12 protein-coding genes are annotated in these 14384 nt (G+C 57.8%); 5 read left to right on the forward strand and 7 right to left on the reverse strand.

Annotated elements, in window-relative coordinates; translation table 11 throughout:
- Positions 1-63: 63 nt before the first annotated feature.
- Complete coding sequence (locus tag FS819_RS20070; RefSeq protein ID WP_156547359.1) at positions 64-1899, forward strand: ABC transporter ATP-binding protein; 1836 nt, start codon at positions 64-66, stop codon at positions 1897-1899.
- Between the two features lie 127 nt (positions 1900-2026).
- On the opposite strand, the gene FS819_RS20075 is transcribed toward FS819_RS20070, so the two are convergent.
- The 4 genes from FS819_RS20075 to FS819_RS20090 are packed head-to-tail and all read right to left on the reverse strand — an operon-like array spanning position 2027 to position 4875.
- Complete coding sequence (locus FS819_RS20075) at positions 2027-3181, reverse strand: glutathionylspermidine synthase family protein (RefSeq protein ID WP_156547360.1); 1155 nt, start codon at positions 3179-3181, stop codon at positions 2027-2029.
- 1 nt (position 3182) lies between these two features.
- Positions 3183-3776 (reverse strand): DUF1190 domain-containing protein, encoded by a 594-nt coding sequence (locus FS819_RS20080; RefSeq protein WP_156532576.1) that lies wholly within the window; start codon positions 3774-3776, stop codon positions 3183-3185.
- 10 nt (positions 3777-3786) lie between these two features.
- Positions 3787-4188 (reverse strand): DUF350 domain-containing protein, encoded by a 402-nt coding sequence (locus tag FS819_RS20085; RefSeq protein ID WP_156547361.1) that lies wholly within the window; start codon positions 4186-4188, stop codon positions 3787-3789.
- 27 nt (positions 4189-4215) lie between these two features.
- Positions 4216-4875 (reverse strand): YjfK family protein, encoded by a 660-nt coding sequence (locus tag FS819_RS20090; RefSeq protein WP_156547362.1) that lies wholly within the window; start codon positions 4873-4875, stop codon positions 4216-4218.
- Positions 4876-5154: 279 nt separating this feature from the next.
- Here FS819_RS20090 and FS819_RS20095 point away from each other — a divergent pair, with 279 nt between their 5' ends.
- Both FS819_RS20095 and FS819_RS20100 read left to right on the forward strand, forming a co-directional pair.
- On the forward strand, positions 5155-5601 hold the full coding sequence (locus FS819_RS20095) for a YjfI family protein (protein WP_156547363.1): 447 nt from the start codon (positions 5155-5157) through the stop codon (positions 5599-5601).
- Positions 5598-6335, forward strand: coding sequence for a PspA/IM30 family protein (locus tag FS819_RS20100; protein WP_156547364.1), 738 nt, complete (start codon positions 5598-5600; stop codon positions 6333-6335). The genes FS819_RS20095 and FS819_RS20100 overlap by 4 nt, the downstream gene beginning before the upstream one ends.
- A 111-nt stretch (positions 6336-6446) precedes the next feature.
- Here the strand turns inward: FS819_RS20100 and FS819_RS20105 are convergent, their stop codons facing one another.
- The 3 genes from FS819_RS20105 to FS819_RS20115 form a co-directional block, all read right to left on the reverse strand.
- Positions 6447-7793 carry an SLC13 family permease gene (locus tag FS819_RS20105; protein WP_156547365.1) on the reverse strand — a complete coding sequence of 449 codons (1347 nt, stop codon included), beginning with the start codon at positions 7791-7793 and terminating at the stop codon, positions 6447-6449.
- Between the two features lie 128 nt (positions 7794-7921).
- On the reverse strand, positions 7922-9436 hold the full coding sequence (locus FS819_RS20110; RefSeq protein ID WP_156547366.1) for a malonate--CoA ligase: 1515 nt from the start codon (positions 9434-9436) through the stop codon (positions 7922-7924).
- Positions 9437-9533: 97 nt separating this feature from the next.
- Positions 9534-10931 (reverse strand): malonyl-CoA decarboxylase, encoded by a 1398-nt coding sequence (locus tag FS819_RS20115; protein WP_234624469.1) that lies wholly within the window; start codon positions 10929-10931, stop codon positions 9534-9536.
- A gap of 166 nt (positions 10932-11097) precedes the next feature.
- Here FS819_RS20115 and FS819_RS20120 point away from each other — a divergent pair, with 166 nt between their 5' ends.
- Together FS819_RS20120 and FS819_RS20125 are read left to right on the forward strand one after the other, a co-directional pair.
- Complete coding sequence (locus tag FS819_RS20120; RefSeq protein WP_156547368.1) at positions 11098-11748, forward strand: GntR family transcriptional regulator; 651 nt, start codon at positions 11098-11100, stop codon at positions 11746-11748.
- Positions 11749-12018: 270 nt separating this feature from the next.
- A complete protein-coding gene (locus FS819_RS20125; protein ID WP_197435823.1) occupies positions 12019-14334 on the forward strand; it encodes a helix-turn-helix transcriptional regulator in 2316 nt (771 codons plus the stop codon).
- The last annotated feature ends 50 nt before the right edge of the window (positions 14335-14384 follow it).

Here is a 14384-nt window from a genome sequence, read left to right on the forward strand (position 1 = left end):
CGAAAAGACAAACGAAATCAAGACAAACTCGAGTCTGTACCCCGTCGACAATGAGGACCCGCCATGAGCGCGCAAACACCTGCACCGATCTTGTCCGTAGAAGGGCTAAACACCGCTTTTCTGGTGGATGGACGCTGGAAAACCGTGGTCCGCAATGTGTCTTTCGATGTGATGGCGGGCGAGACGCTCGCCATTGTCGGCGAGAGCGGTTCGGGCAAGAGCGTGACGTCGCTATCGATCATGCGGTTGCTGGCTGACCAGACCAGCCGGACGACCGGCAAGATCATGCTGGAGGGCCGCGATCTGATGGCTCTATCCCCAAAGGCCATGCGCAACGTGCGCGGCAGGGATATGGCGATGATTTTTCAGGAGCCGATGACCAGCCTCAATCCGATTTTCACCATCGGCCGGCAGATTTCCGAGGCCTTGATTGCCCATGGCGGTCTGTCCAAAGGCGAGGCGCGGGCGCAGACCATCCACCTGCTGGACAAGGTTCGCATTCCCAATGCCGGGGCGCGGTTTGATGATTATCCGCATCAATTCTCGGGCGGAATGCGCCAGCGGGTGATGATTGCCATGGCGCTGGCGCTGAAGCCGAAAATCCTGATCGCCGACGAGCCGACCACGGCCCTTGACGTGACGATCCAGGGCCAGATCCTTGATCTCATCAAGCAATTGCAGGCGGAAGAGGGCATGTCCGTGCTGTTCATCACCCATGACATGGGCGTTGTGGCCGAAATTGCCGACCGCACCATGGTGATGTTTCGCGGCGATGTGGTGGAAACCGGCACGACGGGCGATGTGTTTCACAAGGGCCGCCATCCCTATACCCGCGCTTTGCTCTCTGCGGTTCCGCGCCTGGGGGAAATGGGCGATGCCGCCTGGCCACGGCGCTTTCCGGTCGTGGATATGGCGACCGGCGAACGGGTGGAGCCTACGGTTGTCGCCGATACTGTCGAGCGGGGCCTGACGCCGGTTCTCCAGGTGCGCGATCTGGTCACCCGGTTCGATATCAAGGGTGGTCTGTTTGGCAGAAAAACCGGCGTGATCCATGCTGTGGAGGATGTCTCCTTCGATCTTTTCCAGGGCGAAACATTAGCGCTGGTGGGAGAATCCGGCTGCGGAAAATCGACCACCGGACGCTCCGTCATGCGACTGATCGATCCGCTCAGCGGCTCGGTCCAGCTGGATGGCTATGATGTCCTCTCCCTGCGGGGTCCCGATATCAACCGGATGCGCCGCTCCATCCAGATGATTTTTCAAGACCCGTTCGCCAGCCTCAATCCACGCATGACCGTGGGTGCTTCGGTGGCCGAGCCGATCACCACTCACCGACTGGCCACGCATCGGCAGGCGCGGGAAAAAGCCGCCGACCTGATGGAGCGGGTGGGCCTCAGCGCCGATATGGCCAACCGCTATCCGCATGAGTTTTCCGGCGGCCAGCGCCAACGCATTGCCATTGCCCGGGCGCTGGCGTTGGACCCGAAAGTCATCGTCGCCGATGAAAGCGTGTCGGCCCTCGACGTGTCCATCAAGGCGCAGGTCTGCAATCTGCTGATGGATCTGCAAGCCAGCCTGAAAATCGCTTTTCTGTTCATTTCCCACGACATGGCGGTGGTAGAACGGGTTAGCCACCGGGTCGCGGTGATGTATCTGGGCGAAATTGTCGAAATCGGCCCGAGAACTGCTGTGTTCTCCAATCCGCAACATGCCTATACCCGAAAACTGATGAAAGCCGTGCCGGTACCGGATCCTTCCCGCCGAAATATCCGGCGCGATCTGGACAGCGAAGAGCTGAAAAGCCCGGTGCGCCCGCTCGGATACCAGCCGCCCAAACGACGCTATGAACAGGTGTCTCCGGGCCACATGGTCATGCGGGATGACACGAGGGTAGGATAGGATTTCGGACAAATCCGCTGCACTAGTTTGTCAGGGAAAAGTGGAAACCGGTTTTCCCGAAAAGACAAACGAAAACAAAAGAATCTAGAGTCAGTCTGGTTCAGACTGACCCTGACTGACTCTAACTTCAGACAATCACATGCGGCACAAAGCGCGAGAGATTGGCGGTAATGCGGGAGCGGTCCTCGCGGATGCCAAGGGCGCAGGCACGATCACCGACAATCCAGCTACCAAGCACTGCAAAGCCCGCCTCACTCTTAAACAGCGGCGCATAGGCTTGCACGATAAATCCTTCCTCGCCGTAACCACCTGGGGAGACGAGAGATTCCGTGCCGCCTTGGAAAAGCGTGACGTTTTCGCCTTCTCGCGACAGAAGCGGTTTTCGCACGTAGTCGCCAAGGCTTGAGGCGGCGGGATCGTCGGCAAAAAAGCTTGGCAATAGATTGGGGTGGTTGGGGTGGCGCTGCCAGAGTAGCGGCAGCAGCCCCTTGTTGGACAAGATTGATTTCCAGGCGGGTTCGACAAACACATCGCCGGACCGTGCCAATTGGCGCGAAAACGGCTCGCGCAGCATGAATTCCCAGGGGTAGAGCTTGAAACACTGGTCGATCACCCGGTCTTGCAGATCCGTAAAGCGCCCTTCTGCATCAATGCCGATATCGCCGATATCGAGAAGTTCGACGCGGTGCCCGGCCTGGAGGGCGCAATCCATCAGGTAAACCGTGGTGCCGCGATCTTCCTCATTCTCGGTCATCGCCGTGAAATGGAACATCGACTGTTTTGGAAACTGCTCGAATGCCTCCACAAGGCTTTCCTGCAATAGATTATACTGGTCGGCATCGGCGGGCAGCGCGCCAAGCGCCTGCTGGTCGGTGAGCCAATTGAACTGGAAATAGGCGGTCTCGAAAACGGATGTCGGCGTGTCGGCGTTATATTCCAGCAGCTTGGCAGGGCCTTCGCCATCATAGGCGAGATCGAAACGCCCATAGAGATGCCGGTCCTGGCGTTGCCAGGATCTGCGGACCACGTCGCGAAGATCGTCTGGAATGGCCAACCGGTCGAGTGCCTCCTCACTGCCGACGATATCGCCGATCAGGTCCATGCACATATCGTGCAATTCCTGACTGGGTGCCTCTATCCGGGTCTCGATTTCTTCCAGGGAGAACACATAGGCGGCATCGTCCACCCAATAGGGCTCGCCATACATTTCATGAAAACCAAAGCCAACGGTGCGCGCCGTGTCGCGCCAATCTGGACGTTCCGCAACAGTGATGCGCTTCATGTCAGCCGCCGAAACTGAAGGAGGAGCGTCCCCCGAAGCCCTGGCGGCTTACCGTGCGGGTATTGACATTGGCGGGCTTGGAGGTCGATGGAGCAAGGATCGTGTCGCGGCCTTTGTTTATGGTCACGGTCTGGCCGCTGCGGTTGCGATAGATCGGCGTGCCTCCGCCATAGCTGCCTGCGCCATAGCTGCGGCCCTGCGTTTCTTCCCGCCTATATCGATTATAGTCACCAATATTGTTGATGGTCGAAGACAGTAGATAACCGGCCATGAAGGGCATGAAAAAGCTACCACTACCGCTGGTGCCATCGGTATTGGATGCTGTCTGCTGCACGCATTGTTTTGCGCCATATTCAGCTTCGCAGGCGGCCATGCCATCAAAGCGCGGTGCGTTGGCCATATGGGCTTTGACGGCATCCTGGTAGGCTGTCTGACATACTTCCCGATCCATCCCTTGAGAGATGCATTGATCGACGGAGGTGAATGTGCGCTCAGTGGGCGCATCCTCGCCGCAGCCCGATAGCAGCAGGCTGGAGGCGGCGATGGTGCCAAGGGCAAGGATCGGGGGCCTTCGCCCGCTTAAACGTCTGCGCATTCTGGCCTCCTCAATAGGTCATGCAGGCAGCATTGAGAATGCCGATGATCAGCGCGATGCCGCCGCCCCAAAGGCCTGCGGCAATATCACCGGCGGTGATTTTCTCATGCAGATCCTTCATGGTGAAATTGGCGATGTAAAAGGCGAAAATCTGCACGAGAATGCCGACGAATGCCCAGAGAATATAATCGATAATGCTGACGGAATTGGCCGCCGCCGAGGCAAGCGGCAGGCTGAACCCCATGAGCGCACCGAGAAATGCTGTGACCGCCGCCAGATTGCCCGCCCGGATCAATTCAACTTCCTTATGGGGTGTCAGGCGCGTGTAAATTGCTGCAAAAACACCATAAGCCGCGATGCCAATGAAAAAATAGCCCAGAAAGGCCGGAAGTCCCGCCATGTAGTTCAGCATTCATATGCCCCTTGGTAAAGATTTTGGTCAGACGCGACGGACATCGGCGGCACCGATACCATAGCCAATCAGAAATTCGACAGAGCGGCCCGCCTGTGCCTGGGTGGGGTCGAGATCCCGTTCCACATTGATCAACAGCATTTCCTGCGTGGACCCAAGGGGCCGGTAATATAGCATGCAGGATTGATGGATCGAGCGACTGGTCTCGCCATCCTCTACCTCTTCAACGAATTGAACGGTCTCAGCCCGCTCCGGACCTTCCCCCCAGAAGCGATTGAACAGAATACCGTCAGCATCGTAAGAGGGTGCGCCAATCATGCCTGATGGCCCTGTCCAGCGGTTCCATTCGCTCTGGCTGACCGGCACGACGCTATCCCAGGGCCGGTAGAAGCTGATATCCTCTATGCCATCGCCCGGCTTGCCGGATGGGGACATGACCTGGATCATATGGTGATTTTCATCGTAATAGCGCGACAGGACCGATGCTGCATCGAGCCGGACTTCCCCATAAGCGGCAATGATGAAAGCGCCGCTTTGAGGCAGCGGCATGGCTGGTTGAGCCCCCAGCGCATCGGCTTCCAGTGAGAGGAAATCAAGATCGAGCGCACCACCGATCACGGCACCGAGGGGGCCGAGTTCCTTTTGCATCGGCTTTTCGGTCTTGCGTCCGCTGAACCAACCCAACATCAAGCATCTCCTATAAGGCGCAATCGATAGCTGCGGTGAATATGGCATCAAGATTGAAAAGAGCAACCTTGACCATCATTCTATCGTCGTGGAAAACCGGCAGGATTGAGCGGCAAGATGGAGACCGCCCCTTGAAAACAAGGAGAGGGAAAGACCAGCAAGGGCACAGACGTCATCACTTAGCCCCTGTCTTTACGGCGTTTTCCACGCAAACTATTTAGCATAAAAGGCTTTTAACTGCCTGCCGGAATACCCAGATAATGCTCAGAATTTCAACCGATGGAGGAATGTTTGGAACCCTGGACTTTGACGAGCTTGACCCGTCTGTTTGCAGCCGATCCCGAGGCGCTGGGCGATGTCGATGTGACCGTTCCCCAGAGCGGCGACGTGATCTGCGTAACGCTAAAGGAAAAGGGAGACATGGATGTCTTCGTCGCCGTGAGCGGCGAACGTGATATTTTCGCCAGCATCGTTTTGGTGCCATGCGATGACGTGCCGAACCGCGCAGATTTCGAGCGCATGGTTCTGAAGACCCATAAATTCGTGCCGCTGTCCAGCTTCGGTATTACCATTATTGATGGTGAAGAATGGTATGAGCTGTTCGGTTCACTTTCCACGCGCTCGCGGGCCGAAACGGTGGTCGAGGAAGTGGCCATTCTGGCGGCCAATGCGGTGGATGCGGCGGTGATGATCGACGAATGGAAGAACGGGGAGATGGCGGCATGAGCACCTGGGCAAAGATTTTCACCGCCATTCGCGGCGGCGTCAACGAGGTGGCAGAGGCTGCTGCCGATAGTCAGTCCATGCGTATTCTGGATCAGGAACTTCGGGACGCCGAGCAGTCCTTGCGCCGGGCGCGTTCGGATTTGGCCGGGATCATGGCATCCAACAAAAGCGTCATGCGCAGGCTGGAAGAAGCCCGCGCCAAGGAGCTGAAGGATAGCGACAGCGCGCGCGCCGCCGTTAATGCTGGCCGTATGGACCTTGCCCAAGGCCTGGCGCAGCGCATCGCCACTATCCGCGGCGAAATTCAGCGCGATGAAGAGGAACTGAACCGTCTGCTGCCGCGCCAGCAACAGATGCTGCGCACCATTCAGGACACCGAGGCGCGCATTACCCAGATGAAGCGCGAAGTGGAAAATGTGAAGGCAAATGAATCGCTGCTGCGGGCGCAGTCGGCCATTTCGCATAGCCAGTCTGGTATTAACACCCGCCTCGGCAGTGCGGTGGAAAGCCTTGAGCGGATCAAGAAACGCCAGGAAATCACCGCAGGCCGTATCGAGGCCGGTGCGGAATTGGCGGCGCTGGAAAATGGCAGTGATCTTGATCGTCAGCTGCGGGAAGCAGGCATCGGTGGCTCCAGCCAATCGGCCGACGATGTGCTGAAGCAGTTGATGGCCCCCAGCGGTTCCGGCGCCCAGGTTCTGCTGCCTGCGCCTGCCGAGAAGATTGAACGCTAATAGAAGGGACGCCCGGTTTTCCGGACACGCGAACCTGAGCCGACATAGTCCAAAACAAATCGGGTGGAACGCTGATGCATTCCACCCGATTCTGGCCACCCGGTTTTCGTATCAAATGATGCCGGGCACGACGAAGACAAGCCAGGCGATGACCGGTCCGATCAGCGCGATAAGGGCGCTGTAGATCAGCATCTGGCGCATGACCTTATCGCGTTGCTCATCTGGCGCATTGGCAACCACCAGGGCCCCATTGGTGGAAAACGGGCTGGTATCGACAATGGTCGTAGAGATCGCAATCGCCGCCACCACGCCGACAGCGCTGATATGCCCTTGCAGCAGGAAGGGAACGGCAAGCGGAATAATCGCCCCAAGCAAAGCTGTCGATGAGGCGAAGGCCGAGACGATGGCGCCGGTAAAGCACAGCAGCAGGGCTACGAGGAGCGGCATGCCGAGGCTGGATATGCCATGGGCGACGTAATCGATGGTGCCTGCCTTTTCCATCACGCCGACATAGGTGATGATGCCGGAGATCAGCAGCACGGTCGACCAGCTTACCTTGTCGATGGCTGCCTTTTGCGTTGTGGGCGAAAGGAGAGCCAGCAGAACCGCAACAGTGATCGCCACCAGGCCAACATTGAACTTGAACACCAGAGCCCCGACGCCCAGCGCGGTAAGACCGATCAGGGTCGTGACCTTCTCGGTCGTCAACCGGACCTTTGCCTGCGTGTCTGCCGCTGTGCCATAGGCATGGTCACGGAACGGCTTGGCAGGTGTACCGCCATGACCCTTTATCGAGGCCGAGATGCCCTCAGGGTGAAGCTCGGGCAGGGGGCCTTTGACAGAGGATCTCTGTTTCAGGATGGAAAGGCCACCAAAAACGAAGAAGACCAGAACCGCAATCGCCAGGTTGAAGAAGAAGCTGGAGAGAAACAGCGAGGTCGGCGCGAAGGGAAGACCTGCTTTGGCAACGATCTGGTTGGTAATGCCGCCATAGATGCTGATCGGCGAGAACCCACCGGCCTGTGCGCCGTGAATGACCATCAGGCCCATCAATACCGGGTGGATCCTGTACTGAACGGCAAAGCTAAGTGCTACAGGAGCGAGGATAGCCACAGCGGCAGGCCCAAGGGCGCCAAAGCCGGTGATGATCGCCGCAACCAGGAACATTACCCAGGGTATCCATCCGACATGCCCACGAACCATGCGTACGGCTCGCTCCACAAGCCAGTCGATGGTTCCATTGATCTGGGCGATGGCGAAAAGATAGGTAACGGCCACCAGCGTCAAAAACAGATCACTGGGGAAGCCCGCAAAAATGTCGGCGGGCTTCATGCCGATAATCAGCGAGCCCAGGACGAAGGTGCAGCCAAAGGCCAGGACCCCCATATTGATCGGCTGGATTGTCGCGATAATGAAGATCGCAACCAGCAGCCCTATAGATAGGATTTCGATGCTCATAAGTCCCCTCCCTGCGGCGTGATGAGCGCCAGCAGCATGTGCGTTTTCGGATTGAATATGTCCGCACGCGCCCCTCCCAAATGACGCGGCGTAATCCGGGAGCGATTGGAGAGCGCTCCCGGGTTTAATCAGGCTGCCGCGTAAAGATCGGCATATTGCTGGCGCAGAACATTCTTCTGGACCTTGCCCATCGTGTTGCGCGGCAGGTCTTCCAGGAAAATAATGCGCTTGGGCTGCTTGTAGCGGGCAAGCCGATCCTGAAGCGCAGTGAGAATTGCCTTCTCATCCAGCGAGACGCCCGGCTTGCAGATAACGATGGCGGTCACGCCCTCGCCAAAATCCGGGTGCGGTACGCCGATAACAGCACTTTCGACCACGCCTTCAAGCTGGTCGATCTCGCTTTCGACCTCCTTGGGATAGATATTGTATCCGCCTGAGATCACCAGGTCCTTGCCGCGTCCAACGATATGGACATAGCCGTTCTCATCGATCTTGCCGAGATCGCCGCTGATGAAAAAGCCGTCCGCCGTGAATTCCGCAGCGGTCTTTTCAGGCATCCGCCAATAGCCCTTGAAGACATTCGGTCCTTTGATTTCGATGGACCCTGTTTCTCCGGTCGGGAGAATGGCACCGCTGGCGGGATCGGTGATGCGCACGGTCACGCCCGGCAGCGGCAGGCCGACTGTTCCCGGAACCCGATCTCCGTCATAGGGATTGGACGTGTTCATGTTGGTTTCGGTCATGCCATAGCGCTCAAGGATCGCTTTGCCGGTGCGCTTGCCGAATTCGACATGGGTCTCGGCCAGCAATGGCGCCGAACCGGAGATGAAAAGGCGTATATTGGCCGTGATCTCCCGGTCCAGTTTCTGGCTTTGCAGGAGGCGCACGTAAAAGGTCGGAACGCCCATGAGAAGCGTGGCATTCGGCATTAATGACAGCACTTCCTCAGGATCGAATTTTGGCAAGAGGATCATCGACGCGCCCGACAGCAGGGTCACATTGGTGGCGACGAACAGCCCGTGCGTATGGAAAATCGGCAGGGCGTGGATCAGCCGGTCATCGCTTGTGACGCGCCAGAAATCGCGCAGGGTCAAGGCATTCGACAGGAGATTGTCATGGGTCAGCATCGCGCCCTTAGAGCGTCCGGTCGTTCCCGACGTATAAAGGATGGCGGCGAGATCGTCGGGCGCGCGGGCGACATTGGCGAAATCGGCCGGTTCGATGCGGGCAAGATCGATCAGCGAGCCTGAGCCGTCGGCATTCAGCGTTTCAACATGCGCTCCATAGGGGGCAGCCACTTTTCTGATGGGGTCCAGCGCGGAGGAGGAGACAACCACCAGCTTCGGCTCGGCATCGCCAATGAAATAGTCCAGTTCGGCGAGCGTATAGGCGGTGTTCAACGGCAGATAAACCGCCCCTGCGCGAAGGCAGGCCAGGTACAGGATCAGCGCTTCCGGGCTTTTTTCGATCTGCACGGCAATCCGATCGCCGGGCTGAATGCCGAGCTTGGCGATAGCGCCAGCAATCTGTCCGGAAAGCGCAATCGCATCGTCATACGTCCAGATCCTTCCGCCATTGATCAGAATGAATGGTGAACTGGGCCGTGCTGCGGCTTTGATGGCATCAAAAAGATGGTTGCTCATATGACTCTACTCCTCCGATCATGGTGATCGCCGTCTGTGCCGTGGACCGTAAATCCGTCCTGGCTCCAAGCAGCGTGCGGGTCTCTCTCCAGTTTGTTTAAGAACCGGACAGGCTCTCCGCTTTTTTGATATCCTTGGTTTTTTCAGGAAGGCCCAGCTCGATTTTTCCCTGCAAGGCTTTAACGGCTGGCGATGCTGCCACTTCTCCGCGCTGTGCCAGGGCCTCGTGATTGGTCTCGATGTCCTCCAGCTTGTAGAGGTAATTGACCATCAGCCCATGCGCCTGGCGCATTGCCTTCACTGAGCGGTCGCCCAGAAAGTTAAGCCGCTCCAGCCTGGCGCCATTGCCAAGGTGGAAACGGGCAACCGGATCGACCGGGCGGTTGTCCGGCGTTCTCTCGGTGATGAAATATCGTGCCGCGAGCGGCAGCAGCACGCGCTCCACGGCATCCGCCCTTGCCTTATCTTCAGGCCATGTCGGATCATCCAGCAAAGCCAGCGTGTTGCGGTCCTCTTGCGACAGCGGGAAACCGGACTTCGGATCTCTGATCTTCGAAATCCAGCGGGCAAAGCCCGGAACCGGCGAGAGCGTGACGAATTCCTTGAGGCCGGGAAGATCCCGCCGCAGGTCTTCCACCACCTGCTTGATGAGAAAATTTCCGAAGGAAATGCCGCGAAGACCGTCCTGGCAGTTGGAAATCGAATAGAAGACCGCAGTCGTTGCGGTATCGGGGCCGATATGATCCCGGCTTTCATCCAGCACATCGGCGATGGCGCTCGGTATCGAACGGGTCAGCGCGACTTCCACAAAGACGAGCGGGTCATCGCGCAGGCGCGGATGAAAAAAGGCAAAGCAGCGCCGATCTGCGGGCGCAAGCCGCCGCCGCAACTCTTCCCACCCGGCAATCTCATGCACGGCCTCGTATTTGATGATCTTTTCCAGAATATGCGCCGGTGTCGTCCAGTCGATGGGTTGCAGCGTCAGGAAGCCACGGTTGAACCAGGAGCTGAAAAGATGGGCGAAATCGGTATCGACAGCACCAAGATCGGCGCGATCCTCCTTGGTTTCCAGCAGTCGTTCGCGCATGCGGACAAGCTTTTGCGTGCCGTTGGGCGCAAGGTTGAGGCGGCGCAAAAGCTCCTGTCGGCGTGGTTCGGCTGCATTGTGCAGCGCGATGACGGCCATCGGGCTTTTGTCGGTCCGATAGGCGTCTATCGCCTTGTCGAGCGCTGCGGCTTCCGCGCCGAAACGGTCAGACAGCATATGCAGAAACTGGACGGCTTCTGTGGCATTGAAACGGCTCCAGCGATCCAGAATTTCCGCTGCGATTGCCATGCCCGAGGCTTCGCCGCGACTTGAAAGCAGCATTTCACACAGGGTTTCGATGTCTGTATCGACCACCCTCTCGCGCGTCTTCGATCCTGAAAACAGCAGTGCGCGACCGCGTTCCGTGGCGCCCGAAAGCAGGTCACTGAGAAAAGAGGTTCCGGCCATCCAAAATTCCTCCGATCATCAGGACGGCACCCCCCGCGCTGTCCTTTTATTATCATTGTCTATTCAATATCCACCGCAATATGGTATGTAAGCTGGCCCACAATGTGCACGGTGTCAACAGTCTTGTATACAAGAATGGAAAAATTGCATTATGAAGGCCGGATGCATGTCTGAAAACGCGGGGCGTTGGCTGCGAGACGAAATTGAAAATGCGATTCTGTCTCATGAATTCGCTCCCGGTCTCCGGTTGGATGAGACCTTGCTGGCCAACCGGTTCGGTGTGTCACGCACGCCCGTGCGCGAAGCGCTGATGCAGCTGAACGCCATTGGCCTCATCGAGATCCGTCCGCGTCGTGGCGCCGTCGTTATCGATCCGGGGCCGCACCGTATCTATCAAATGTTCGAGGTCATGGCCGAGCTGGAAGGTCTGGCCGGTTCATTGGCGGCCCGTCGGCTGGATGAGCAGTCCAAAGAGGCGATCCTTGATGCCCATAAGCGTTGTGAAATCTCCGCGGGCGCTGGCGACAGCGATAGCTATTATTATGACAACGAAGCCTTTCACAAGGCGATCTATGCGGCAAGCCGGAGCGAATTTCTGGAGGAGCAGTGCAACCAGCTGCATCGTCGCTTGCGACCCTACAGGCGGCTGCAATTGCGGGTGCGCAACCGCTTGTCGACGTCATTTTCTGAACATGGGGCGATTGTCGAGGCGCTTTTCAAAGGCGATGTCGAGGAGACAAGACGGTTGCTCGGAATGCATGTGGCCGTTCAGGGTGAAAGGTTCAGCGACCTCGTTGCCAATATGGCTGCACGGTGATTAGAATATTATAATTGCGTTTTGGTCTCTTACAGTCTGTTCAAGAATTGCTGTTGGCCTGGCGAAAATGGTGATTTCGAGAACCGGAACGGAGCGTACTTAATGTACGTGAGTACAAGCATTCCAGGAAAAGTGCGAAGCGGTTTTCCGTTTGGAAATGCGTGCATCATTCAAGCGCAGAAATTGCCATTTGCAGACGGCCAGCGGCGATTATTGGATAGACTGTTAGGCAGACTGTAAGCGCTGATGTCGAAGCATAACGCGAAATCCATGACCTCACCACCCGATGCGCCGATTGCGCGAAGCGATCTGATCGCGCGCATTGTCCATGATTTCAGCCCCGTCATCGTTGTGACCGCGCCCGCAGGCTTCGGCAAGACCTGGCTTTTCCAGGCCTTGATCGCGACACTGGGGTCTGGGGCCGCCCAGTGGACGGTGTATGATTGCCCAACCGTCTCTCCTGACCTTTCGCGGCTTGAGCAAGGACATCGCTATGCCATCGCCCTGCGCCCCGGCGAAAGCTTGCCCGGACTGGAGCGGCTGCGCCTTTATGGTCAGGTGCTGGATCTTGGTGGTGAGGATCTTCTTCTGCCTCAGGACGGATTGAGCCAACGTGAGTGGGACAGATGTGCCGGCTGGCCGGTTCTGTTGTCGCCGGGGGCGGATTGTCAGGATGCACTTGCTGGGCAAAATCGGCTTTCGGCCTTTCTGGCCGATGACTGTCTGGTGGGCCTTGATGATGCTGATATGTCGGCGCTGCTGGTCTGTGGACAGGATTGGCCGTCCTGGCTTGCCATGCGTCTGGCACCGCTTGCCCATCCCGCCACTGCGGCCTGCCAAAGGATCAACAGCGCTTTGCCCGACGCGCTGGAGCAAGAAATGCTCCGGCGTCTTGCCGATCCGTCCCGGACTGCTGATCCGTCTGGCGTTCTCGCGCAGGCTTTACGTCGAAACCCGCGAAATCTGGAGGTGGTGATCCTGCGATTGCTGGCGTGCAATCAGGGCAAGGACGCGCTGGCCCTGTTTTGCAAGACAGGCGGCTGGTTTCTCTATTATCGGCTGGGCCATGATGCGTTCTTGCGTGTGGTGACAGGTCTTGAGGCGGGCTGTGATGATCTACCGGAAGAATTGGCCATCAGTCGCGCCTTTTTGATGATCAAAGCCGGTGATGTTGCATGGGCAATGCAATTTCTGGTCCAGCGCTTCGGGGTGGAAATACGCAATGTCTTGGCCGTTTTTTCGGGCGATAGCGCGCTTTCCCTGCGTGTCAGGCTGTTTCGTATCACGGTCCTGATTTATGAGGATGTTGCGCCGACCGACAGATTGCTGGAAGCGCTGTTTGAGATTGGCGGCGAGTTACCGCTGGACGAGCCGGAGCAGCGCGGATCATTTTACAACGCCATGCTGGAATTTTTCCTTCGGCTCCGGCGCTACGAAGAGGCAAATGGCATGGCCGAAAAGGCCATGAAGGCCTATCGGCAGGCGGATTGTCCCATTCTATGCTTCTACATAGCGCTGCATCAATCGGTGCTCAGCCTTTTGACTTCCGATTTCAACCGTATGGACCAGTCTCTGCGGCTTGCCGAGGACATGCTGGCAAAAACAGGCTTTGACAGTCCCGGAGATCGTCGCTTTCTTGATCTGTTGACGGCTTGCATGGCCTATGAAAACGGCGAGCCAGCGGTGCTGCTTGGCTTTTTGCAAGAAGAGATGGCCGCACTCATTGCGGGAGAGTTGTGGCCAAGTCTGGCGGATGTTGCCATCTACTACGGAAGCCACGCCTTGAGCGTCCATATGACCACCCGCGTCGCTCTTCGCTTTCTCGATGGCTGGAGCGTTTACCAGCCGATGAACCGGCAGTTTCGTCTCTCTTTGGATGTACGCAAGGCGCAGATCCTGCAAAGTGGTAATTTCTGGGGCGATGCGACCCGGCTTCTTGCGCCGTTGCGGGCCGGGTTTGATCGGGTGTGGATTGAAAGCGCGCAGGAGGCTCTTGCCCGCCTGGCGGGTCGAGACGAGATTACGCTGGCCTTGAGCTGGCTGCGGCAAATCTCCTACGAGCGCCCAGGTTTTCCCCATCTCGACCGCAAGCTCGAGGTGATGTTGACCAACCCGCATCTGCTGGTCAGGCAGGAGATTGCGGTTTCTCTCTGGCTGGCCTTCGTCTTGCGGCAAACGCAGCAAAATTCCAGAGCCCGCACTCTGCTGCGGCAGGTGTTTGAACGCTGCGCAAGCCATGGCGGGCTGACGGCCCTTTCAGAGGAATGGCTGTTTCTCGATCACTTGCTGCAAGACAGACGGATAGTCGAGTTTGTGATGGCGGCCACCCCGGCGCGGGCCATCCTGCGGCGGCTGGATAAGGGGCGTCACAGCAGTCTTGCGGCGGCCCGAACACGGCTGACCCAGCAGGAGTTGAAAATCCTGAGCATGCTGGCGGAAGGCGCCTCCAACAAGCTGATTGCCCGCAACAGCGGCATTTCAGAGCCGACGGTGAAATTTCATCTGAAGAATGTCTATCGCAAACTGGGTTGCTCCCGTCGACATGAGGCGATTGCAGCGGCAAAGGCGTTGGGGTGGGTGCGATAATCGCTCCCCACTGGAACACTTTGGCTCTTTGCTTTGCGTTCCGCCCGCAA

Source organism: Allorhizobium sp. Av2 (assembly GCF_021462805.2).
In the GTDB taxonomy this organism is placed as follows: domain Bacteria; phylum Pseudomonadota; class Alphaproteobacteria; order Rhizobiales; family Rhizobiaceae; genus Allorhizobium; species Allorhizobium vitis_G.

Excerpts from the sequence above, each read along its gene's own strand:
- FS819_RS20070 (WP_156547359.1), top strand. The coding sequence starts at position 64 with ATGAGCGCGCAAACACCTGCACCGATCTTGTCCGTAGAAGGGCTAAAC.
- FS819_RS20075 (WP_156547360.1), bottom strand. The coding sequence starts at position 3,181 with ATGAAGCGCATCACTGTTGCGGAACGTCCAGATTGGCGCGACACGGCG.
- FS819_RS20080 (WP_156532576.1), bottom strand. The coding sequence starts at position 3,776 with ATGCGCAGACGTTTAAGCGGGCGAAGGCCCCCGATCCTTGCCCTTGGC.
- FS819_RS20085 (WP_156547361.1), bottom strand. The coding sequence starts at position 4,188 with ATGCTGAACTACATGGCGGGACTTCCGGCCTTTCTGGGCTATTTTTTC.
- FS819_RS20090 (WP_156547362.1), bottom strand. The coding sequence starts at position 4,875 with ATGTTGGGTTGGTTCAGCGGACGCAAGACCGAAAAGCCGATGCAAAAG.
- FS819_RS20095 (WP_156547363.1), top strand. The coding sequence starts at position 5,155 with ATGGAGGAATGTTTGGAACCCTGGACTTTGACGAGCTTGACCCGTCTG.
- FS819_RS20100 (WP_156547364.1), top strand. The coding sequence starts at position 5,598 with ATGAGCACCTGGGCAAAGATTTTCACCGCCATTCGCGGCGGCGTCAAC.
- FS819_RS20105 (WP_156547365.1), bottom strand. The coding sequence starts at position 7,793 with ATGAGCATCGAAATCCTATCTATAGGGCTGCTGGTTGCGATCTTCATT.
- FS819_RS20110 (WP_156547366.1), bottom strand. The coding sequence starts at position 9,436 with ATGAGCAACCATCTTTTTGATGCCATCAAAGCCGCAGCACGGCCCAGT.
- FS819_RS20115 (WP_234624469.1), bottom strand. The coding sequence starts at position 10,931 with ATGGCCGGAACCTCTTTTCTCAGTGACCTGCTTTCGGGCGCCACGGAA.
- FS819_RS20120 (WP_156547368.1), top strand. The coding sequence starts at position 11,098 with ATGTCTGAAAACGCGGGGCGTTGGCTGCGAGACGAAATTGAAAATGCG.
- FS819_RS20125 (WP_197435823.1), top strand. The coding sequence starts at position 12,019 with ATGACCTCACCACCCGATGCGCCGATTGCGCGAAGCGATCTGATCGCG.